Here is a 21719-nt window from a genome sequence, read left to right on the forward strand (position 1 = left end):
ATGAGCTGGATCAACGACGCAAAGCTTTCGACCAAATTGATCACGGCGTTCGCGCTGTGCGCATTGATTACCCTCGGCGTCGGCCTGCTGGGCAGTCGTGGTGTTTCACAACTCTCCGCAAGCCTGAATCTGGTGTTCAACAACAACCTCGTCTCGGTTTTGAACACCGATCAGGCCAAAATCAAAGCGGTCGGGCAAACCCGCGACATGTATCGGCTCTACGTCGCCACCCAGGCCGGTTTGCCGCAAAGTGTCAAAGACGAATTCATAGCCTCGATGAACGCCAATCAGGCCGCCAGCGAGAAGTCATTCTCAACTTACCGCCGTACGTTGCTGGCGGACGATGAACGTGCAGCAGGCGATCAGATGGAGAGGGACTGGCCGGCGTATCAAGCCATCGTGCAACGCTACGTTGCACTGATGAAAGCGGGCGACGTAGACAATGGCCGCGCCCTGTTGCTGGGCGACCTGCAAAAAGCCTATCGAGGCGTGATGGACGAGTTGACCATCATGACCGACTCCAACAACCGGCAGGTCAACGAAGGATCGGTCGCCGCGACCGAGCTGGCCTCCTCAGCGAAAACCTCGCTGTACATCGGGATCGGTCTGGCATTCGTCGCCGCCGTCCTGCTGGGGTTGTTCATCAGCCGGCTCATCAGCAGACCGATTGCTTATGCGGTCTCCAGCGCCAGAAGCATCGCCGGGGGCGACCTGACTCAACGCATCGTCAGCACCGGCCGAGATGAAGCTGGACAACTGCTGAGCGCGCTGGACGACATGCAAAACAGCCTGAAAAACACGATCCAGCAGATTGCCAGCGCTTCCGACCAATTGGCCTCAGCTGCCGAAGAGCTGACCGCGGTCACGGACAACGGCAGCCGCGGCCTGGTGCGTCAGAACGATGAGATCCAGCAGGCAGCAACGGCCGTGACGGAGATGACCTCGGCGGTCGAGGAAGTCGCACGCAACGCAGTCTCGACCTCTGAAGCCTCTCGAACGACCAGCGAACAAGCCAGCAATGGGCGTGATCAGGCACGGGGCGCCGTTGTGGCCATCAACAATGCGACCGCGGAAATTGCTGCCTCTACCACCATGGTCAAGGATCTCGCTCTTCAAGTACGCGACATCGGCAAAGTGCTGGACGTCATCCGCGGGATCGCCGAACAGACCAATCTGTTGGCGCTCAACGCCGCCATCGAAGCGGCCCGAGCGGGCGAACAAGGACGAGGCTTCGCCGTTGTCGCCGATGAAGTTCGCGCCCTTGCCGCGCGTACCCAGGCGTCCACCGGTGAGATCGAAGGCATGATCAGCAGCGTACAGAGCAGTGCCGACCAAGCGGTGGGCTCGATGGGCAAAAGCCAGGCGCTGGTCAACGACACGCAGTCCCTTGCTCAAGCAACCGGCCAGGCACTGGAGCAGATTGCCGAAGCCATCGCGCAGATCAACGACCGCAACCTGGTCATCGCCACGGCATCGGAAGAACAGGCGCACGTCGCACGTGAGGTCGATCGCAATCTGGTCAACATTCAGGACTTGTCGACGCAGACGGCTGCCGGTGCCCATCAGACAAATGCCTCGACCCAGGCGCTGGCCGGCCTGGCTGTGTCATTCAATACCCTGGTCGCGCGCTTCCGCGTTTAAGCGCGAGCCCCCGTCAGCCCGTCGATTGACGGGCTGTGCTGGACGCTGCTGACCACCCTGCGCGAACTCGAAAGCCACGAAGAACCCACCGACCGTCGCCGCCCGATGGGCGCCAACCACGGTCAAGGACACGCCGACAAGCGCAACTGGCTGGAACGCCGCCGCGATGGAAAGGCGCGCTTCGAAGGCCTTGAGCCGTCTGTCTATGCCCTCGCCCCAGCCACCACACTGGCTGATAAAAAAGTCGCCCGACGTCGGTCGGGTGACCTTCTGCCGTTAAAAAACACCTACACTTTGACTCGATCAGTCCCGAGCGTTCGGTGAAGCCGTCAGCGCCGCTCGCGCCCTACGACCCGTCTATCGCTGCAGGAGATGACTGTATGCCAAAGAGTCGTGCCCCTTTCACCATGGATTGCTGGAACAAAGAGTGGATCATTCATGGACATAAGCTGGCTTGCCGGCATTGTGGTGCAAAGCAGTGCCCGACAACGGACGAGCACCCCTTCAGGCATACCGAAACCTGTGAAATGAGCGCCACAGGGCCGCGCTACCCCTGGAAGGAGCTCAATGACCTGCTTAAAGCGGATCTTGCAGACACCCGAAGGATGCTCCACTGAATACCAAAGGCCCGGGCCGGGCGGCCAACGCTTCGCCGTCGGTGGCGACGTGTTGGGGCCCGGCAAATCACAGGCAATAAAAAACCCGCCTGAGCGGGTTCTTTTCTATCAAAACCATTCCAACGTCCTGTCGGTAGCCTTCCCGGCAAATGGCAGATCATCCTTGACCTCTGAAGCCCTTCCTGTGCTTCAGTCGATGGATCCAATGTATGACGTCGCCACCGGTGTGTATACGGCGGGTTTGCGCAAACGCGTGTAAGCCTTTCGCTATAGCCCAGGTCGCGCCCTTGCCAGTGCTCCGCCGTTACGTGCGAAGATGAGGCCACCGAGCCCTCGGCTATCCAGGATTGAGTAATGCCCCAAGAGCGAATCGAAGCACTCCGCCTCCACAAGTCCATACAAGGGCCTATCAATGATCTGGTTCGGGCACTGAACGCCGCCAGTACCCGCGAGGACATTGAAAGAGAGGGCGCGATGGAAATTGCCTTCATTCTGGGCCTTGAATCGACCCGACGCCTGCGCGCCGCGGACGTCGAAGCGCTGTACATCATTTTCGATGACGCGGTACAGGAACGGCTCAAACAACTGTCGAAATGATCCAGCCTTGAGAACCCCGCGCTGGACGTGATGATTGCGCACAGCGCATTCGCGGGTGTCAGGTCTGCGCCAGGATGCAGTTCAGCAACCCCGGAAAGCGCAGTTCAAGCGCATCGGCTCGCAAGGTATTCATGTGCGTGGTGCCCACATTGCGGGTCTGAACCAGCCCGGCATCGCGCAAGACCCGAAAATGATGGGACATGCTCGACTTGGGCCGACCGCCGTCCAGCTCACCACACGTCGCTTCAGCGACAGACGCCAGATGGCGCACGATGTCCAGGCGAACAGGATCGCTCAACGCATAAAGCAGACGCTCAAGAGACAGTTCGGACGGGAGAGGATGTTTGAAGGCTCGCATGTGCGCATCATAGCGAGGGGGTTCGCATAACGCCATATTTCGAATACTATCGAACAAGCGAATCAAACCTACGAGGAATCTGTCCATGTCAGCACTGTTCGAGCCGTTCTCCCTGAAGGACGTCACCCTGCGCAACCGCATCGCCATTCCCCCAATGTGCCAGTACATGGCCGACAACGGCGTGATCAACGACTGGCATCATGTGCACCTTGCGAGCATGGCGCGCGGCGGTGCCGGTCTTGTGGTGGTGGAAGCCACCGCCGTATCGCCTGAGGGTCGCATCACCCCTGGCTGTGCCGGTATCTGGAGTGATGAACATGCCCAGGCCTTTATTCCGGCAGTAAAAGCGATCAAGGCCGCCGGTGCAGTGCCGGGCATTCAGATCGCACACGCGGGGCGTAAGGCGAGCGCTAATCGCCCGTGGGAAGGCGACGATCACATCGCAGCAACGGACCCTGCCGGCTGGCAGACCATCGGCCCCTCCCCGATCGCGTTCGGTGCCCACCTGCCCAAGGTGCCGCAGGAAATGACACTGGACGACATCGCCCGCGTGCGTCAGGACTTCGTCGACGCCGCCCGCCGCGCCCGTGAAGTCGGCTTTGAATGGATCGAGTTGCACTTCGCTCACGGATATCTGGGCCAGAGTTTCTTCTCCGAGCACTCCAACCAGCGCACCGACGCCTACGGTGGCAGCTTTGAAAACCGCAGTCGCTTCCTGCTGGAAACCCTGGCGGCTGTCCGCGAAGTCTGGCCTGAAAACCTGCCCCTGACCGCGCGTTTCGGCGTCATTGAATACGACGGTCGCGATGAGCAGACGCTCAGTGAATCGATCGAACTGGCGCGCCGGTTTAAAGACGGTGGTCTTGACCTGCTCAGCGTCAGCGTCGGCTTCACCATCCCGGAGACTAATATCCCTTGGGGCCCTGCCTTCATGGGCCCGATTGCCGAGCGCGTACGTCGTGAAGCGGGAATACCGGTCACCTCCGCCTGGGGCTTCGGTACGCCGCAACTGGCGAACGACGCCATCAAGGCCGGGCATCTCGACCTGGTGTCTGTTGGTCGTGCTCACCTGGCCGACCCACACTGGGCGTACTTCGCCGCCAAAGAACTGGGCGTAGACAACGCATCCTGGACGTTGCCCGCCCCTTATGCGCACTGGCTGGAACGCTATCGCTGAGGCGCCGCTGAACCGGAGATGTCGCTCAGTCGGCATCTCTTTCGGTACAGATCACACAAAAAAATGCGCACCAACGATCTGTTTTGGTGCGTTATGTGCGTAGCGCATACCCCATGCCGAACCGTCATAATCCTGATTTTACTGGCCGTGATACTCTCGCCGCACTTTTAAACAGGCGTAGATCGTATCTTCGACGAAGGCCCAGACTCAGGAACCGTCATGTCCAGAATTTCCCACTCCGCTCTGCGCCGTAATTTTCGCCAACTCCTGGCCTCTCAGGCCTGCTTTGAAACCGCTTCGGTGTTTGATCCGATGTCTGCCCGCATTGCCGCGGATCTGGGCTTTGAAGTCGGCATTCTCGGAGGATCGGTCGCTTCCCTGCAGGTATTGGCCGCGCCGGACTTTGCACTCATTACCTTGAGTGAGTTCGTGGAACAGGCCACCCGTATTGGTCGCGTGGCTCAACTGCCCTTTATTGCCGACGCTGATCATGGCTACGGCAATGCGCTCAATGTCATGCGTACGGTCGAAGAACTCGAACGCGCAGGCGTTGCCGCGCTGACCATCGAAGACACCCTTTTACCTGCACAGTTTGGCCGTAAATCTACCGATCTCATTTCTGTAGAGGAAGGCATCGGCAAGGTCAAGGCGGCACTGGAAGCACGCGTCGATCCGGAGCTGGCGATCATTGCTCGCACCAACGCTGGCGTGCTCTCGGTCGAAGACTGCATCGAACGCACACTGGCCTACGAAAAAGCCGGCGCTGACGGCATTTGCATCGTCGGGATCAAGGACTTCGAACACCTTGAGCGTATTTCGGAAAAACTGACCGTGCCGCTGATGCTGGTGACGTATGGCAATCCGAAGCTCAACGACAATGCGCGCTTGGCAAAACTGGGTGTGCGGATCATCGTGGCCGGTCACGCCGCCTACTTCGCTTCGATCAAGGCCACCTACGACAGCCTGCGCGCTCAGCGTCAGGTCACCCACAGCACCGAAAACCTCAGCGCGACCGAACTCACCCACACCTACACACTGCCGGAAAGCTATGTGGCCTGGGCGGAAGAGTTCATGGACGTCAAAGAGTAAATCCGGACGCCTGGCGAATTCAGGCCCACCATCGCATATGGGTGGGCTCGCCGGGCAGCGGGACTCAGGTCCGTAACAAACCGCTGACGTGCTCCAGATACGGGATCTGCGATTCTCTCCGCTGATTCACCAGCCACGCCCGTGCCTTCCCCACATCGAAGATCTGTCCCTGATCCATGAGCGCGAGCACCAGTGCGTGGGACATCCGGTAGTGGCCGCACTCTGCACATTTTCGTTCTTCCCAGCGCTCAGGGCACGCGAGTTCTTCCGCCGGGCCTGCGCAAATCAAGCAAGTCATGGGTCTTCCCCCCGTTTTTATTATTGGTCATGTCGACCGGTTTATCGTGGACGAATTCCCGAAACGTCATCCGCGCACGGCAATTTCGCAACGTTGCCCGGTGCCTTGTCCAAAAAACGCCGAACTCGTCCGGTCCTGAGCCCTCACATGTGAACGTTTCGGGCGCAATCGAGGGAACGCGCGATGCAAAACCTTAAGATCGCCACGTACAACGTCAACGGCATCGGCACGCGATTGCCCAACGTCTTGCAGTGGCTGGAGCGGGAACAGCCGGACATCGTTTGCCTTCAGGAACTCAAAGCCCCGGATAAAGCGTTTCCTGCCCGAGAGCTTGAGGCGGCCGGTTACGGGTCGCTGCACCTGGGCCAGCCGTCCTGGAACGGCGTGGCCATTCTGGCCCGCGACGCAGAGCCGCTGCTTATCCAGAAAGGCCTTCCAGGCATGGAAGACGACACCCACGCGCGCTATCTGGAAGCGGCAGCCCATGGTCTCGTCGTCGGTTGCCTGTACCTGCCCAATGGCAACCCGCAGCCGGGGCCAAAGTTCGACTACAAGCTCAAATGGTTCGAGTGCCTGATTGACCATGCGAAAACATTACAGTCCAGTGACCATCCGGTCGTGCTCGCGGGCGACTACAACGTCGTTCCGACCGACGACGACATTTACAACACCCGTTCGTGGCTCAAGGACGCGCTGCTTCAACCTGAAAGCCGAGAATGCTTTCAGCGGTTGCTCGCCCAGGGCTGGCTTGATTCCCTGCGACACATTTATCCGGACGAGCGCATTTACACCTACTGGGACTATTTTCGGAAGCACTGGCAGACGAATTCCGGGCTGCGCATCGATCACCTGCTGCTGAACCCTGCGCTGGCGCCTCATTTGCAGGATGCGGGTGTCGATGCGTGGGTGCGCGGGGAAGAACATGCCAGCGATCACGCGCCCACCTGGGTTCGCCTCGGCGCGGCCCGAAAGAAGACCAGAAAACCCGCAAGCGCCAAGTCCACATCCGCCCAGTCTGCACCGGCGACTCGCAAGCATCGTGAGCCCTCCGGTGAGACCAAAACCAAGCGTTCTGCACCGGCGGCGGCCAAAAAGTCGGCGTTGCCTGACAGCATCAAACCCGAACTCGCGACGCTGGTGGAATCAGCGCCCGAGGGTGACTGGCGGTACGAGATCAAGTTTGACGGCTACCGGGTCATGGCCCGCGTCGACAACGGCAGCGTGCGACTGTTTACCCGAAATGGTCACGACTGGACGCACAAACTGCCAGGTCAAGCGGAAGCCATTGTCAGTCTCGGGCTCGAATCCGCCTGGCTGGACGGTGAGATGGTGGTGGCCAACGAGCAAGGGGTGCCTGATTTTCAGGCTCTGCAAAACGCCTTCGAAAAAGGTCGTAGCGAAAACATCGTTTATTACCTGTTCGACATGCCCTTTCTCAATGGCACGGACCTGCGTGAGGTTGCGCTGGAACAGCGACGGGAGGCGCTGTCCGAGGTGCTGAAAAGCTGTGATGACGACGTGTTGAGGTTTTCCGACGACTTCGGCGAAACACCGGAGGCTCTGCTCAACAGCGCCTGCCAGATGCAGATGGAAGGGCTGATTGGCAAACGCGCCGGCAGCCCCTATGTGTCCCGACGCAGCACGGACTGGATCAAGCTGAAATGCAAACGGCGGCAAGAGTTTGTCGTCGTGGGTTACACCGAACCCAAAGGCGCGCGCAGCAAGTTTGGGGCACTGCTGCTGGGCCTGCACGATGCGGAGAGTGGTGAACTGCGCTACTGCGGCAAGGTCGGGACCGGTTTCAATGAAGCGACGTTAACGACGATTTACGATCAGTTGCTGCCGCTTGAAATCAAAAAAACCGCCGTGGTGAATCCACCCACCGGTTTTGAGGCCAAGGGCGTTCACTGGCTCGACCCCGTATTGCTCGCCGAAGTCGCGTTCGCCGAGATCACCCAGGAGGGCTCCGTGCGGCATGCGGTGTTCCAGGGCTTGCGTAACGACAAACCTGCGCAGTCGATCACGGAGGAACGCCCTGTCCCTGCCACGGCAGCGACAACCGAAAAGAAAACACCTGCGAATCCTGCCCATGCTCGGACAGAAGCCGAAAAATCTACGCCGCCGGCCACGACCGGAAAGATCAGGCTAACGCACCCTGAGCGGATCATCGATCCCGTCAGCGGCGCGACCAAGCGTGACCTGGCTGACTATTACATCAGCGTTTCGGAGTGGCTTTTGCCACAGCTGGCACAACGTCCCGTGGCACTGGTCCGGGCGCCCGAAGGTGTGACGGGCGAACTGTTCTTTCAAAAAAACGCCGAGCATCTGGCGATTCCGGGCATCGAGACCATGGGCAAGGCCTACACCGGACACCCGGTGATGCTGATCAACAACCTCGAAGCCTTGGTCGGGGCCGTGCAGATGAGTGCGATGGAGTTGCATGTCTGGAACGCCGTGGCCAAGGATCTTGAGCGTCCTGACCGATTCATTCTTGACCTGGATCCCGACCCCGCCCTCCCCTGGAAAAGCATGGTGGAGGCGACCCAGATGACCCAGGCCGTTCTCGACGAGCTGGGCCTGAAATCATTTTTGAAAACCAGCGGCGGCAAAGGGATTCATGTCGTCGTGCCGCTCACGCCGAAGGCTGACTGGGATGCCGTCAAAGCCTTCAGTCACGCGATCGTCAAGCACATGGCCAAGCTGGTCCCTGACCGATTTTCCGCCGTCTCGGGGCCGAAAAACCGCATCGGACGCATCTTCATCGACTACCTGCGCAACGGGCTGGGTGCGACAACCGTCAGTGCCTATTCGGTGCGCACCCGCGAGGGGCTGCCGGTGTCGGTGCCGATTTTTCCGGAAGAAATTCACGAGATCACAGGCGCGAACGTCTGGACGGTTCGCAATCTTCATGAACGACTGGACCAACTGGACACAGACCCATGGGCCGATTTGCCCAGCACCCGGCAGACCATCACCGCTGACATGCGTGCGCGCGTCGGGATGAAGCGATAGCCGGCGGTGCATAGACGCAATGAATACCGCGTGCGCTGCGCCGACTGCTTGCAGTTCGTTGATCTTCAGGTAATGAGCGTCTTTAGGTGCAATGCATTTCCCAATGCCGCGCCACGGGCCGTATTGTCGAAAATACACCAGGTCGGGATGCCCTCTGCCAACGTCGAAGCGATCTGCCGCGCTTTGTCTTCGACCCACTCCTGCGCGTACGCACTGTAGTAAATCTGCGGGGATCCGTGCAGTCGCCAGTAACGAATGCCAGGCCATCCGCCCGGCGCGCTGTCATTTCGAATGCGGGACGGGTCAACGGCCACTTGGGCAATGCGCAGCTGGATCAATAACGCCTGCGCCTTGACCCACGACTCGTGACGCGGCTCAATGACCACATACCCCGAAAAACGCGCCCTGAGGATTTCAAAAAAGTCGCCTGCAGCCACCGGGTCAAACGTCAGGGACGGCGGTAACTGTATAAGCAGGCAGCCCAGGCGATCCCCTAAAACGAGGCATTCGGAGAGAAAGGTGTCGAGCAAGCCGGCGCAATTGTCGAGCCGGTTTTCATGGGTGATTGACTTGGGGACTTTCACTGAAAAACGGAAGCCCGAGCCCACAGAAGACGCCCATCTGGCATAGGTGCCCGGCCGATGAGAGCGATAAAACGAGCTGTTGATTTCCACGGCATCAAGCCGCGACGCGTAGCGCTCGAGGTGTGTGCCCTGCTCCGTGAATTGCGGCCAGTGTTCACGGCTCAGCGACCAGCCCGCGCAACCGACGTACACCCCACCGGCGCTCAGCAAAACAGGCCCGCCGAGTCGCGCATGGGGTGATGAATCCGCGCCATTTGCACACCCGGCTCACTCGCGCTGATCGTTGCGTCGGGCATACCCGGTTCCTCCTGTTGACTGCCGCGGCTAGATCACCTGATCGCTTGCGGGCAACGCACGCGCCTGCGCACGCGGGTCCGGCAGTGCGGCATGCAGGGTGACCGGCACCGATTTCGCCGCTGGCACTTTGCTGCGCTTGGCGTGATGCCATAACGGAACGAGCGGATTGCACTCGGGGTAGTAGGCCGCCGCGCAACCGTCGGGAATGTCGTAGGCGATGATCTGCAGCGGCCCCACTTCCCGTCGGATGTCAGGCTCGACAGCCGTGCGCAGCGTGACCCAGTCGCCTGGTGCATGACCGAGGCGCACGACATCATTTCGGTTCATGAACACCACGCGACGCGTGCCGTTTACACCCCGAAATCGATCGTCATACCCATAGATGGTGGTGTTGAACTGATCGTTGCTGCGTAGCGTCATCAACTGGATCACCTCGCGCGCATCCTGACTGGGAGACACGTCATCGTCCTCGTCAAGGCCGTGCGGCACCTTGAACCGGGCTTTGCCGGGGTCGGTCTTCCACTCTCGCTGCGCGGCTGGCAGTGGACGGTGGAACCCGCCCGGCTCCCACATGCGGGTTTCCATGTCATGGAACATCTCGGGATAAACGCTGGCGATGGCTTCACGGATCAACGCAGCGTCACCGCGCCATGCGTCCCACGGAACCCCTTCGCTGCCATCGAGCGTCGCCTGCGCAATGCCGGCGATGATGGCGGTTTCGGAGCGCAGTTGATCACTGGCTGGCTCGGCCCTTCCTTGCCAGACATGAACACAACCGGTGCTGTCTTCGGTGGTGTAGACCTGCTCGACACCGTCCTGAACATCCCTCTCGATACGGCCCAGGCACGGCAGCAACCACGCGTTTGCCCCGGGCAGCAGATGACTGCGATTGAGCTTGGTTGCGATCTGTACGTTCAGCGCGAGGCCTGCCCACGCGGGCTCCATCCGGCCGGTGTCCGGCACCGCACGGATAAAGTTGCCGCCCAGGGAAATGAAGCCTTTCACGCTACCGTCCAGCATGCCCTCGCAGCTGTCGACCGTCGCCCTGCCCTTGCGCTCCGGCACCTTGAACCCGAACAGCGATTCGATCTTGTCCTTGGGCACCTTGGAAGGATCTTCGGTAATCCCTACCGTGCGCTGACCCTGTACGTTGGAATGCCCGCGAACGGGGCAAATTCCAGCGCCGGGCTTGCCGATGTTGCCGCGCAACAGCAGCAGATTCACGAGCATCTGCACGTTCTCGACGCCATGGCGATGCTGGGTCATGCCCATGCCGTAGATCACCATGACCCGCTCGCTGCGCGCGTACACCGTGGCCGCCGCTTCCATCGCGCTTCGCTGGAGCCCTGAACGACGCTCCAGCTCCGCCCATGGATGACGCTCGACGTCCGCCAGAAATGCCTCGACACCGTCGGTATGCTCGGCAATGAAATCATGATCGAGCACCGGTTTTTCGCCACGCTGTACCGCTGAGCGATCCATCGCCAGCAAAGCCTTGGCAATGCCCATGACGGCGGCGGTGTCACCCCCGATCGACACCTGATGGTATTGGGTGCTGATGACGGTAGAGTCGGGGCCGATCATCTGGCGAGGCGACTGCGGATTGACGAACCGTTCCAGCCCGCGCTCCCGAATGGGGTTGAACGTGATGATCGGCACATGACGTTTACGCGCTTCCTGCAAGGGATGCAGCATGCGAGGGCTATTGCTGCCCACGTTTTGCCCGAAAAAAAAGATGCAGTCGGTGTGCTCGAAGTCGGCCAGCGTCACCGTGCCCACGGGCACTCCGATGCTCTCCTGGAGCCCGACGGACGTGCTTTCATGGCACATGTTCGAGCTGTCCGGCAGGTTGTTGGTGCCATACGCCCGGGCAAATAGCTGATACATGAACGACGTTTCCAGCGACGCCCGGCCGGAGGCATAAAACACGACTTCGTCAGGCTCCAGGGTTTTCAGCCCTGCGCCGATGGCGGCAAACGCGTCTTCCCAGGTGGTCGAGCGATAACGGTCCGTCTCGGGGTCATAGCGCAACGGCGCCGTGAGACGCCCATGCTGTTCCAACTCATAGTCATCCCAGTCCCTCAGTTCACTGACGGGGTGTTGATCGAAAAAACCGGGGTCGGTCCTCAGCGAGGTCAGCTCCCAGGCCGTGGCCTTGGCGCCGTTTTCACAGAACTCCAGGGCATGGGGATCGCCCGGTTTGGCCCAGGCACAACTGACGCAGGCAAAGCCCTTGGGTTTATTCTGCTGGAACAGCGCGGCGGGGGTTTTGAACAATGACTGCTCACGCCAGAGTATTCTCATCACCGAATGAGCCGAGCCCCAACCTCCAGCGGCCGAGGTATAGGGCCGGTACTGCGCAACAGGGTGGATGAGCTGCATGAGACCTCACTTTGCCGACGGTTTGGGAGCGAGCATCTGAGGTCGTTGGCGCCACTCTCGAAACACATAAGTGCGCCGGAGCTGCGCAGCGGTGAGTCTGCCAACAACCTGAGCAAGCCGTTCACAATGGTTGAGGTCGGTGAGGTGCCCGCGTTCAAGCCGTCTTGCCCGAATGACGACAAGCGGTCGAGATCATTAGAGAACGCCGGCTTTCAAAAATGAGGAAAGAGAATCGGAATGAGACAGATGCTGCCGTGTCAGGATTCAGCGCCACGGTCGTGGGACGCTGGCGCCGAACGCTCGGCGATATGGTCCGTGACCCGTCGACCCAGGTTTCCGGTTTTGGTCAGGCGCTCTACATGTCGACGCAGCAGCTCCTCTTTTTCTTGCAGCGTCAGCACCATTCTGGCGGTGGATTCAGCGGCCCGGGGAAGGTCCTTTTGAGCCAGATCCACCGAGAGTTCCATTATCCGATTGCCCAATGACCGCAGTTCCTCGGCGGTATCGGACAAGTCCTGCACAAGAGAATCCCGCCGCTTTCGCATCCACATACCAGATATCTCACCGTCAGCATTGTTGTTGAGTCGCGTCTCGCAGCACCGAAATATATACGGTTCAGTACGCAGAACGGATGCACCCGCGCGGCAAAATAAAGCATTGAACGGCTTTCGAGACAGACGGTTCAGCCATCGGAATGGCTCAGCTCGCCAGCATCAAGCGATCACGGCCCTCTTGCTTTCCTTGATACAGCATCTGGTCCGCGCGGCTGAGCGTGTCTCGAAACGTTTCGCCAGGCTGCATCGTGGCAACGGCCAGCGTTGCCGTGACATGCACCGTTGCCGCGTCACCCAGTCCCGTCTGGGCGCGAATTTGCAGCAACAAACGTTCGGCAACCTGCCGGGCTTCTTCAAATATCGTGTTGGGCATGAGCACCAGAAACTCTTCGCCGCCCCAGCGAGCGGCGATGTCGGTCACGCGAACACAGCCCGAAATCACCTCCGCCACACGTTGCAACATCAAGTCGCCCAGATCGTGGCCATGTTGGTCGTTGATCTGCTTGAAGTGATCGATGTCGATCAGCACGAGCGATGTCGAACCCTTGTCCCGGCCGCTACCCAGGTGGCGCAGTCTCTGGAGCACGCGGCGGCGGGTGTACAGGTTGGTCAGGCTGTCGCGGTGAGCGGAATAAAACAGTTTCATTTGCATGGCCATGTTGAAACGCACCGTCAGTGCAGTGGCGTGCAGTGACAGCGCCGTGGCGGTGAGTGCATTGACGATGCCGAACAGCTCTTGCGCTTTGACGCCGATCATCGCCCCGGGCACTTGGTGCCGGAAGGCAAAGCCGAGTACCGCTACGGCCAGAATCGCAATGCTCAGGCAGGCGCGCCGCACGGGAGACGACTGAAAGCTGAAGGCGATGATCGGAACGATGCAGAACATATAGAAGTGAAAGTTGCTGTCCCAGCCCAGCACCCAGGTTGCAACGGCTGCATGCACGATGATTTCGGCACTGATGAGAAAGCCAGCACATTGATACCGTTTCCGCCGTATGGCAAACAGGCAGCCGATATAGACCACAATGCTCAAGGCATTGGTGATCCACATGACGGGGATATCCACAATCAGGAACAGCCCGAGGAGCAACACATGAATGGCAAAGGCTATTTGCACGATCGGGATGATGTGCTTCCAGTACTCGGCGGTGGCGTCTCGAACGACCTGAAGACGGTCATCGGCGGAAAGGGTGTTCATCGAGGCGACTCGCAGGAAAGGCTCGGGAGTGTACTGACCGACATTCTTTAAAAAAGTGTCGGCCAGCCAATCAAGCAGTCTATGCAGTCTGTCAGATCGCGTGAGCCATTTTCAGTCGAAAAGCCGGAAACCGTGCCGGATGCATCCAGCAACGGCCAAGCCTGCGATCGCCTAGAGGAAGACGTCGGCCTCTGAAGAGCGTTTTACCGAGTGCAGCCGGGTCTATCGCTGGCTGCCCACCGTTTGATAATCGGCCTCCTCTGCAACATGCTCGCGTCGCCCAGTCTGCGAAGACGCCAGGGCAGCATCGAGCAGTTTGTGCATGCGTACCGCGTCATCGAACGTGGCGGCGGCTTGCGTGCCGTCCGCCACGTCCTGCGCGTGCACATAGTACAACTCGGCGAGTTCCAGCACCGCCGACGGCAGATCGGATGGCGGCAACCGGAAATAACGCTCCGGAATCGGCAACACCTGCAGCGGCAGGTTGTCGCCATGAGCGCCCTCGATCACATAATCATCGCCGACCGCGCCAAAGGCCGAGGTATTGGTGATCCGCAGGTCGCCCTCATGGCCGGTGATCTCCATCTGCACACCCGAACCATTGCGCTTGCCACCTTCGATGTGAACCGACACCAGGCCGCCGTCCTCCAGTTGGCCCGCCAGCACCATCTGGTCCGGCGCCGAGGTCTCGAACACCTCGTTGGTTTCCTTGATCGTCACCTTGTCGAACTGATTGACCACAAGTCCCGTGATGCTCATCGGCCAGCCAGTGGCGGTGAACAGCATGTCGAGGAAATGCCCCGCGTAGATCGCAATCACGCTGGAGAAGTTCTCCACCGGTACGGTCCAGCGCAGTGCATTCGGACGCAGTGCCTGGAAATAATTCATGCTGACGTGAATCCGCACCGAGCGGACCTTACCGACATAACCCTGCTGCAGCAGGTCCTGCAAGTAGCGGTTGTGTGGCGCGTGGCGGCGTTGCAGACCGACGATATGGCGCACACCGGCCTGTTTTGCCAGGCGCGTCAGTTCCTGCGAAGTGGCGGTATTGGTGGTCAGCGGCCATTCGCAATAGACATCTTTTTTCGCGGCGATCGCCGCGCGGACGGCTTCCTCGTGCTGAGGCGCGGTGGTCAGCACAATCACCAGGTCCACGTCCGGATGGCTGACCAGCTCATCGAGTGATCCCACCACGTGACGGATACCGAACTGCTCCGCCACCGCCTGGGCGCTTTCCTGTCGCTGGCTGTAGATCGCACTGATTTCATATTGAGGCAGCAGAGAAAGCACGCGCACATGACCGTGCAGCGCCCAATTGCCAATGCCGACCAGGCCGACGCGAATGGGAGTGGAAACGGTGTTCATGAAAGACTCCATGCATAAAAGAGGTATAGAGCCTGGAGTCTAGGGAGCGGGTCGTGAGAGAAAAACAGGTCGGAGATCCGAACATTGCGGACAAAATAGCTTAAATTGGCGCACGCTCTGATCCCTTCCCCGCCTTTGGGAGTCAACACGATGCTGGACAGCCTCAGCGGTATCACCGCCTTTGTGCAGGTCGCCGAAACCCGCAGCTTCACCGAAGCCGGGCGGCTGCTGGAAATCTCTTCGTCTGCCGTCGGCAAAAGTGTTGCGCGTATGGAAGAACGGCTGGGCGTGCGCCTGTTTCATCGCAGCACCCGCAGCGTCACCCTGACTGCTGAAGGCGAGATGTTCCTGGAGCGCTGCCGCCGGATCATTCAGGAGGCCGAGCAGGCAGAAATCGAACTGTCACAACTGGCCGAGTCGCCTCGGGGCAAACTGCGCATCAGCGTGCCGCTGCAGAACACCCTGATCTTTCCATTGCTCTCGGGCTTCATGCAGGCCTACCCGCAGATCGAGCTGGACGTCGACCTGTCCGATCGCATGGTCGACGTCATCGAGGAAGGGTTCGATGCCGTGATCCGCACCGGGCAGCCATCGGATTCAAGGCTGATGGCGCGCAAACTGGGCGAGTACAAACTCGAACTGGTCGCCTCTCCTGCCTATCTGGCACAGCACGGGCGCCCTACGCACCCCGATCAACTGCGCGACCACGCCTGCCTGCTGCACAAATTTCCCGCCAGTGGCGCGCTGGAACGCTGGCCGGTGCGCGCGCCGGATGCGGACAGCGATCCGGAACTGGGAAAGGTCATCACCTGCACCACCACGGACGCCCTCACCCATCTGGCCCTCGAAGGGCTGGGGATTGCCTGCCTGGCTGACTTTTCTACTCAGCAGGCGTTAAGCGAAGGCAAGCTTGAAAAAGTGCTGCCGGCGTTCACCGACCATCGGGGTTCGTTGTGGATGCTCTGGCCCTCCAGCCGCAATGCCACGCCAAAACTGCGCGCATTGATCGATTACTTCAAAGAGCATATCGCGGCAGTGCCGCAGCCCGCCGTCCGATCCTGACGTCACACGCGGCGATCCGAACTCACACACCCGTGTTCTCCTTTATGATGGCCGCCTCTGGTTCAGCGACTGACACGCGGCCAGTTGTCTTCCTCCACACGCAAGAGATTTTTCATGGTGACTCAAGACCTCACGTTTCTTCCCGACCCTGATGCGGACTCCATCTCCTCCGACGTCGCCACGTTCGGCGGTGTCATGGTCTCGACTCAAGTTCCGACCCGTGCCGATGGCAGCCTGGAACTTGGCGACATCACAGCGCAGAGCGAATGCACGCTGCAAGCGTTGAAAGTCGCGCTGGAGCGGGCGGGTAGTTCGATGGATCGCGTCATGCACCTCACCATCTACCTGACCGACATGGCGGACCGCGCCGCCTTCAATGAGGTGTACAAGCGCTTTTTCGCCAAGCCCTGGCCTGTTCGCGCCGCCGTCGGCGTCGCTGCGCTGGCGGTCGAAGGCATGCGCGTAGAAGTCACTGCGATGGCCGCCAAGGGCTGAGTCGCTTCGCTGAATCGGCGGCCTCGTTTACACCGTGGCCGCCATCGGGCAGTAGAAGGATGCCGGTCAGGCGTTTCGCCGCTACAATGCGCGACTTGACCGTGACGATCCGACTAAAAAAACATGTCCTTACCTAAGCACCATCTCGAATTGCTCAGCCCTGCCCGCGACACTGCCATCGCGCGCGAAGCCATCCTGCACGGCGCTGACGCCATTTATATCGGCGGCCCCAGCTTCGGCGCCCGTCACAACGCCTGCAACGAAGTGAGCGATATCGCCGAACTGGTTGAATTCGCCCATCGTTACCACGCGCGGGTGTTCACCACGATCAACACCATCCTGCACGACAACGAACTGGAACCGGCGCGCAAGCTGATCCATGAACTGTATGACGCCGGCGTCGACGCCCTGATCGTTCAAGATCTGGGTGTGATGGAGCTGGACATTCCGCCCATCGAACTGCACGCGAGCACCCAGACCGACATCCGCACCCTGGCGCGAGCGAAATTCCTCGATCAGGCCGGCTTTTCCCAACTGGTACTGGCCCGTGAGCTGAACCTTCAGGAAATCCGCGAGATCGCAGACCAGACCGATGCCGCCATCGAGTTCTTCATCCATGGCGCGCTGTGCGTCGCCTTTTCCGGGCAGTGCAACATCTCTCACGCCCAGAATGGCCGCAGCGCCAACCGTGGCGACTGTTCTCAGGCGTGCCGCTTGCCGTATACGTTGAAAGACGATGAGGGCCGCGTCGTGGCCTTCGAAAAGCATTTGTTGTCGATGAAGGACAACAACCAGAGCGCCAACATCCGCGCACTGGTCGAAGCAGGCGTGCGCTCCTTCAAGATCGAGGGTCGCTACAAGGACATGGGCTACGTGAAAAACATCACCGCCTATTACCGTCAGCGTCTGGACGATGTGCTTGAAGATCGGCGGGACCTGGCCCGCGCCTCCAGCGGCCGTACCGCGCACTTCTTCCTGCCCGACCCGGAAAAAACCTTCCACCGGGGCAGCACTGACTACTTCGTCACCGACCGCAAGATCGACATTGGCGCGTTCGACACCCCGACGTTCACCGGTTTGCCGGTGGGTATCGTGGAAAAAGTCGGCAAGCGTGACCTGCAGGTCGTGACGCATGATCCCTTGACCAATGGCGACGGCCTGAACGTGCTGATCAAGCGCGAAGTGGTGGGTTTCCGTGCCAACATCGCCGAGCCTAAAGGTGAGTTCGAAGAAGACGGCGAAAAGCGCTATCGCTATCGCGTCGAACCCAACGAAATGCCGGCCGACCTGTACAAGGTTCGCCCTAATCACCCGCTCAACCGCAACCTGGACCACAACTGGCAACAGGCCTTGCAGAAAACTTCCGCAGAGCGTCGCATTGGCCTTTCATGGCTGGCGCGTCTGCGTGAAGAACGTCTGGAAGTGACGGCCACCAGTGAAGAAGGCATCAGCGCCAGCGTCGTGTTGGACGGACCGTTTGGCGCCGCGAACAAGCCCGAACAGGCACTGGATCAGTTGCGGGACTTGCTGGGCCAGTTGGGCACCACCCAATACCACGCCACCGACGTCAAACTCGATGCGCCGCAGGCCTACTTCGTCCCGAACTCCCAGCTCAAAGCCTTGCGCCGTGAGGTCATCGAAGCGCTGACCGCCGCCCGTGTTGCAGCCCATCCTCGGGGTGGTCGTAAAGCCGAAACCAGCCCGCCGCCGGTGTACCCGGAATCGCACCTGTCGTTCCTGGCCAACGTCTACAACCAGAAAGCCCGCGATTTCTACCACCGTCATGGTGTTCAGCTGATTGACGCAGCGTTCGAGGCGCACGAAGAAACCGGCGAAGTCCCGGTGATGATCACCAAGCACTGCCTGCGCTTCTCCTTCAACCTGTGTCCGAAACAGGCCAAGGGCGTGACCGGCGTGCGCACCAAGGTCGCGCCGATGCAACTGGTACACGGTGACGAAGTGCTGACCTTGAAGTTCGACTGCAAGCCCTGCGAAATGCACGTGATCGGCAAGATCAAGGGCAATATCCTCGGCCTGCCGCAACCTGGCAGCGTGCCCGTCGTGGGACACATCAGTCCTGCCGACCTGCTCAAAACCATTCCCCGCGCGCCACATTGAGTAATGGCCGGGCGCGCCGCAATGGCGCGCCTTGCTGCGAAAACGACGGTCATCGGCGTGATCGCGACGTCGCCGTCCAGTGCCCTGCCCCCACCTTATATTCCACGTTATAAAAGGCGCCCAATGCCTTGTGGAGCCTAGTGAATGACTGTCGAATTTCGTCCGGCGCGACGTTCGGATGCGCGTGAAATCGCCCGCCTGTTTCAAATCACCTCGGAAGGCGCGTCGGATTACATCTGGAGTCAGCTGGCTGAGCCGGGGCAAGACCTGCTCGACGTCGGCGAGACGCGCTATGCCCGAGAGGGCGTGGATTTTTCCTACGAAAACTGCCTGATCGCCGAGGCGCATGGTGAAGTGGTTGGCATGATGCACAGCTACGTCATGCGTGAAGATCCCGATGCCAAGCCGCCGACCGACCCTGTGCTCGCGCCATACGCGGACATGGAGGTGCCTGACACGCTGTACATCTCCAGCCTGGCGCTGCATGAAGGTTGGCGCAATAAGGGGCTGGGGCTTCAGTTCCTGCATCGCGCTCAGTCAAGAGCCGAGGACCTGGGACTCAAAGGGCTGAGCCTGATCGATTACGCCGAGAATACGGGTGCCCGACGCTTTTACGAACGCCATGGGTTCTCGGTTATCAAGACCTGCCAGATCACACCGCACCCAATGATTCGCGTGACCGGCGAGGCGTACCTGCTGCAGCGGATTGCCTGAGGAAAGGATTGCGACAGTGCCGCCAGGCATCAGCGGCGCGCCAGTTCGTGCCGCGTGCAGCCTTCGTAGTAAACCTGCTTCACGCTCTCAGGTCGCATCCGTGAGGCGCTGTCGTAGGTTTGTTCGGTGATGCCCAATGCGCTCATGCGCATCCACTGCTGGGGAAAGTGCCGGGCCTGCATCTTGTTTCGGGCCCCGTATAACGTCAGCCCGGCCAGTTTGTATTGCTGCGCAGTGGCGGCAACCCCTGCGCCCCACGTGCATAAATCCCGCTCGTTCTTGCTTAGATCCCGCGCAAACAGGGCAGATGATGAACCCGCCGCGACACAAAACGCTAAAGCAACCCTGAGAATTTGCATGCAGATTCTTGCCTAACTGACTGACAGACGGCAAATTTTGCAGAGGTTTACAAAAAACGTGGGCCAGCAGTTTGCCTCCTTTGGCAGTCAGGCGACCAATGACACGCAGGAGGCGCCAAATCGTTGCTGGCATTTTGACAATTCAGTAACGAAAGCCAGCGCCGCCTGCTACCGTGTAGGAGTTGAGGGTGAACCTTATCGACCGATGACCGGTCGATAGTTGCACCTCTGGCCAGGTTGATCGGTAGCAGCACCGGTACGTTGATCTGGCTGGCTTTTTTTCCAGAAGGACCGTCCATGATTCCTATCCAACGCATCGCCTGGCTCAAAGCATGGGGCGCCCATGGTTTTACCGCCACAGGCGTCGTCCTCGCCTTCCTCGCGACCATCGCGCTGTTCGACAACCAGCCCAAAGCCTGTCTGCTGTGGCTGGGCATTGCCCTGATCGTCGACGGGGTGGACGGCTCGCTCGCGCGCAAGGTTAACGTGCAGTCGGTATTGCCGCATTTCGACGGATCGGTGCTGGACCTGGTGATTGACTACCTGACCTATGTGTTCATTCCGGCCTTGTTCATTTACCGCTATATCCCGCTGCCGGATTACACGCTGCTGCTGACCACTTCGATCATTCTGGTGTCGTCACTGTTCTGCTTCTGCAACACCGAGATGAAAAGCAAGGACAATTACTTTCAGGGCTTCCCTGCGGCCTGGAACGTGGTAGCGCTGTGCGTCTACATCCTTTCGCCTGCACCGTGGCTTACGTTCATTACCGTGATCTGCCTGGCGCTGCTGACAGTGACCCGGATGAAATTCCTGCACCCGTTCCGCGTACGTCGCTTCATGCCGATCAACATTGCCGTGACCAGCGTTTGGTTTCTGTGCAGCTTTCTGCTGGTGATCAACCACCCGTACAACGGTACCGTCGTGCTGAGCGTCTGGCTCGCGATGTCGGCCTATTTCCTCGGCATCTGCATCTGGCGTACGTCGCTCGAGTGGATCGACAAGGCGCGCGTCTGACGCCGTCCGAACGACCGACAACAAAAAGCAGCCCTCAGTGGCTGCTTTTTCGTTTTATGGGCGATCCACTACGTTATGTATCGGCATTGAGTGGGTCATTCGGCATCACCGGCGCCTGACCCTCCGCTTTCGCTGCCCTCGTAACCTCGGACGTCTCCTACAGGTATTGCGGTGTTCCCGCGGGGGTTCAGGGCCGCGTGTAATTCAGCGGCAACTGTGTCGTCGACTTGATCTGTTCCATGGCAAAGCTGGAACTGATGTCGGTGATGCCCGACAGCCGAATCAGCTTCTTGTAAACGGCATCGTAGCCGGCGATGTCCGGCACGACGATGCGCAGCATGTAATCCGTGTCGCCTGCCATTCGGTAGCATTCGACGACTTCGGGAAGGGTTGCGATCAGGTCGTGAAAACCGCCCAGCCACTCGGCGTTGTGTTGGTTGGTGCGCATGGCTGCGAACACGGTGACCGCGACATTGAGTTGTGCCGGATCGAGCAGCGCCACCCGACCGCGAATCATGCCCTGCTCTTCAAGTTTCTGGACGCGCCGCCAGCAGGCCGTGCTGCCCAGCCCGATGCTCTCGGCTATTTCGGCAATGGGTCGGGTGCAGTCGCTTTGCAGGATGCTCAAAATCGCCTGGTCAAATTTGTCCATGGAGTGCGCTTGCCGTTTCAAGAGGGGTTTTATGGCTCAGGCGATAAGGATAGACCTGAAGCTTCTGTCAGGTGGAATCATATTCTCTGCATGACGTGATGCGGAGAAAAATAATCTAATCCATTCCTGAAAC

General features: G+C 59.8%; 20 protein-coding genes and 1 pseudogene. 12 read left to right on the forward strand and 9 right to left on the reverse strand.

The window, feature by feature from the left end:
- The 4 genes and pseudogenes from ABDX87_RS29050 to ABDX87_RS00015 all read left to right on the forward strand — a co-directional run.
- A pseudogene (locus tag ABDX87_RS29050) lies at window positions 1–783 on the forward strand (MCP four helix bundle domain-containing protein); the annotation flags it as partial.
- 153 nt (window positions 784–936) lie between these two features.
- On the forward strand, window positions 937–1641 hold the full coding sequence (locus ABDX87_RS29055) for a methyl-accepting chemotaxis protein (protein WP_431061294.1): 705 nt from the start codon (window positions 937–939) through the stop codon (window positions 1639–1641).
- Between the two features lie 567 nt (window positions 1642–2208).
- Window positions 2209–2517: a hypothetical protein gene (locus ABDX87_RS00010; RefSeq protein ID WP_346830983.1), complete on the forward strand. Its 309-nt coding sequence runs from the start codon at window positions 2209–2211 to the stop codon at window positions 2515–2517.
- 95 nt (window positions 2518–2612) lie between these two features.
- Complete coding sequence (locus ABDX87_RS00015; protein WP_346830984.1) at window positions 2613–2855, forward strand: hypothetical protein; 243 nt, start codon at window positions 2613–2615, stop codon at window positions 2853–2855.
- A 58-nt stretch (window positions 2856–2913) separates the two neighbouring features.
- Here the strand turns inward: ABDX87_RS00015 and ABDX87_RS00020 are convergent, their stop codons facing one another.
- Window positions 2914–3249, reverse strand: coding sequence for an ArsR/SmtB family transcription factor (locus tag ABDX87_RS00020; RefSeq protein WP_346833652.1), 336 nt, complete (start codon window positions 3247–3249; stop codon window positions 2914–2916).
- Window positions 3250–3298: 49 nt separating this feature from the next.
- Between ABDX87_RS00020 and ABDX87_RS00025 the strand changes: the two genes are divergently transcribed.
- Window positions 3299–4390 (forward strand): NADH:flavin oxidoreductase/NADH oxidase, encoded by a 1092-nt coding sequence (locus tag ABDX87_RS00025; protein WP_346830985.1) that lies wholly within the window; start codon window positions 3299–3301, stop codon window positions 4388–4390.
- A gap of 219 nt (window positions 4391–4609) precedes the next feature.
- A complete protein-coding gene (locus tag ABDX87_RS00030) occupies window positions 4610–5479 on the forward strand; it encodes an isocitrate lyase/PEP mutase family protein (RefSeq protein WP_346830986.1) in 870 nt (289 codons plus the stop codon).
- 64 nt (window positions 5480–5543) lie between these two features.
- On the opposite strand, the gene ABDX87_RS00035 is transcribed toward ABDX87_RS00030, so the two are convergent.
- Window positions 5544–5777: a hypothetical protein gene (locus ABDX87_RS00035; protein WP_346830987.1), complete on the reverse strand. Its 234-nt coding sequence runs from the start codon at window positions 5775–5777 to the stop codon at window positions 5544–5546.
- 183 nt (window positions 5778–5960) lie between these two features.
- On the opposite strand from ABDX87_RS00035, the gene ligD reads away from it, so the two are divergent.
- On the forward strand, window positions 5961–8789 hold the full coding sequence (gene ligD / locus ABDX87_RS00040; protein ID WP_346830988.1) for a DNA ligase D: 2829 nt from the start codon (window positions 5961–5963) through the stop codon (window positions 8787–8789).
- A gap of 65 nt (window positions 8790–8854) precedes the next feature.
- Here the strand turns inward: ligD and ABDX87_RS00045 are convergent, their stop codons facing one another.
- The 5 genes from ABDX87_RS00045 to ABDX87_RS00065 all read right to left on the reverse strand — a co-directional run bounded on the left by ABDX87_RS00045 (window position 8855) and on the right by ABDX87_RS00065 (window position 15169).
- A complete protein-coding gene (locus tag ABDX87_RS00045) occupies window positions 8855–9580 on the reverse strand; it encodes a DUF72 domain-containing protein (protein WP_346833653.1) in 726 nt (241 codons plus the stop codon).
- Between the two features lie 117 nt (window positions 9581–9697).
- Window positions 9698–12052, reverse strand: coding sequence for an FdhF/YdeP family oxidoreductase (locus ABDX87_RS00050; protein WP_346830989.1), 2355 nt, complete (start codon window positions 12050–12052; stop codon window positions 9698–9700).
- A gap of 257 nt (window positions 12053–12309) precedes the next feature.
- Window positions 12310–12507, reverse strand: coding sequence for a hypothetical protein (locus ABDX87_RS00055; RefSeq protein WP_346830990.1), 198 nt, complete (start codon window positions 12505–12507; stop codon window positions 12310–12312).
- A 244-nt stretch (window positions 12508–12751) separates the two neighbouring features.
- Window positions 12752–13804 (reverse strand): GGDEF domain-containing protein, encoded by a 1053-nt coding sequence (locus ABDX87_RS00060; protein ID WP_346830991.1) that lies wholly within the window; start codon window positions 13802–13804, stop codon window positions 12752–12754.
- 222 nt (window positions 13805–14026) lie between these two features.
- Window positions 14027–15169 (reverse strand): Gfo/Idh/MocA family protein, encoded by a 1143-nt coding sequence (locus ABDX87_RS00065; protein WP_346830992.1) that lies wholly within the window; start codon window positions 15167–15169, stop codon window positions 14027–14029.
- Window positions 15170–15322: 153 nt separating this feature from the next.
- Here ABDX87_RS00065 and ABDX87_RS00070 point away from each other — a divergent pair, with 153 nt between their 5' ends.
- The 4 genes from ABDX87_RS00070 to ABDX87_RS00085 all read left to right on the forward strand — a co-directional run bounded on the left by ABDX87_RS00070 (window position 15323) and on the right by ABDX87_RS00085 (window position 19558).
- A complete protein-coding gene (locus ABDX87_RS00070; protein WP_346833654.1) occupies window positions 15323–16231 on the forward strand; it encodes a LysR family transcriptional regulator in 909 nt (302 codons plus the stop codon).
- Between the two features lie 114 nt (window positions 16232–16345).
- Complete coding sequence (locus ABDX87_RS00075; RefSeq protein ID WP_346830993.1) at window positions 16346–16726, forward strand: RidA family protein; 381 nt, start codon at window positions 16346–16348, stop codon at window positions 16724–16726.
- A 123-nt stretch (window positions 16727–16849) separates the two neighbouring features.
- Window positions 16850–18844: a peptidase U32 family protein gene (locus tag ABDX87_RS00080; protein ID WP_346830994.1), complete on the forward strand. Its 1995-nt coding sequence runs from the start codon at window positions 16850–16852 to the stop codon at window positions 18842–18844.
- 144 nt (window positions 18845–18988) lie between these two features.
- Complete coding sequence (locus ABDX87_RS00085; RefSeq protein ID WP_346830995.1) at window positions 18989–19558, forward strand: GNAT family N-acetyltransferase; 570 nt, start codon at window positions 18989–18991, stop codon at window positions 19556–19558.
- Between the two features lie 29 nt (window positions 19559–19587).
- Here the strand turns inward: ABDX87_RS00085 and ABDX87_RS00090 are convergent, their stop codons facing one another.
- Window positions 19588–19917: a hypothetical protein gene (locus ABDX87_RS00090; RefSeq protein WP_346830996.1), complete on the reverse strand. Its 330-nt coding sequence runs from the start codon at window positions 19915–19917 to the stop codon at window positions 19588–19590.
- A 297-nt stretch (window positions 19918–20214) separates the two neighbouring features.
- On the opposite strand from ABDX87_RS00090, the gene pcsA reads away from it, so the two are divergent.
- On the forward strand, window positions 20215–20934 hold the full coding sequence (pcsA, locus tag ABDX87_RS00095) for a phosphatidylcholine synthase (protein WP_074751093.1): 720 nt from the start codon (window positions 20215–20217) through the stop codon (window positions 20932–20934).
- Between the two features lie 187 nt (window positions 20935–21121).
- Here pcsA and ABDX87_RS00100 read toward each other — a convergent pair whose 3' ends face one another.
- Window positions 21122–21586 carry an Lrp/AsnC family transcriptional regulator gene (locus tag ABDX87_RS00100; protein ID WP_346830997.1) on the reverse strand — a complete coding sequence of 155 codons (465 nt, stop codon included), beginning with the start codon at window positions 21584–21586 and terminating at the stop codon, window positions 21122–21124.
- Window positions 21587–21719 lie beyond the last annotated feature (133 nt).

This window comes from Pseudomonas abietaniphila, assembly GCF_039697315.1.
Lineage (GTDB): Bacteria > Pseudomonadota > Gammaproteobacteria > Pseudomonadales > Pseudomonadaceae > Aquipseudomonas > Aquipseudomonas abietaniphila_B.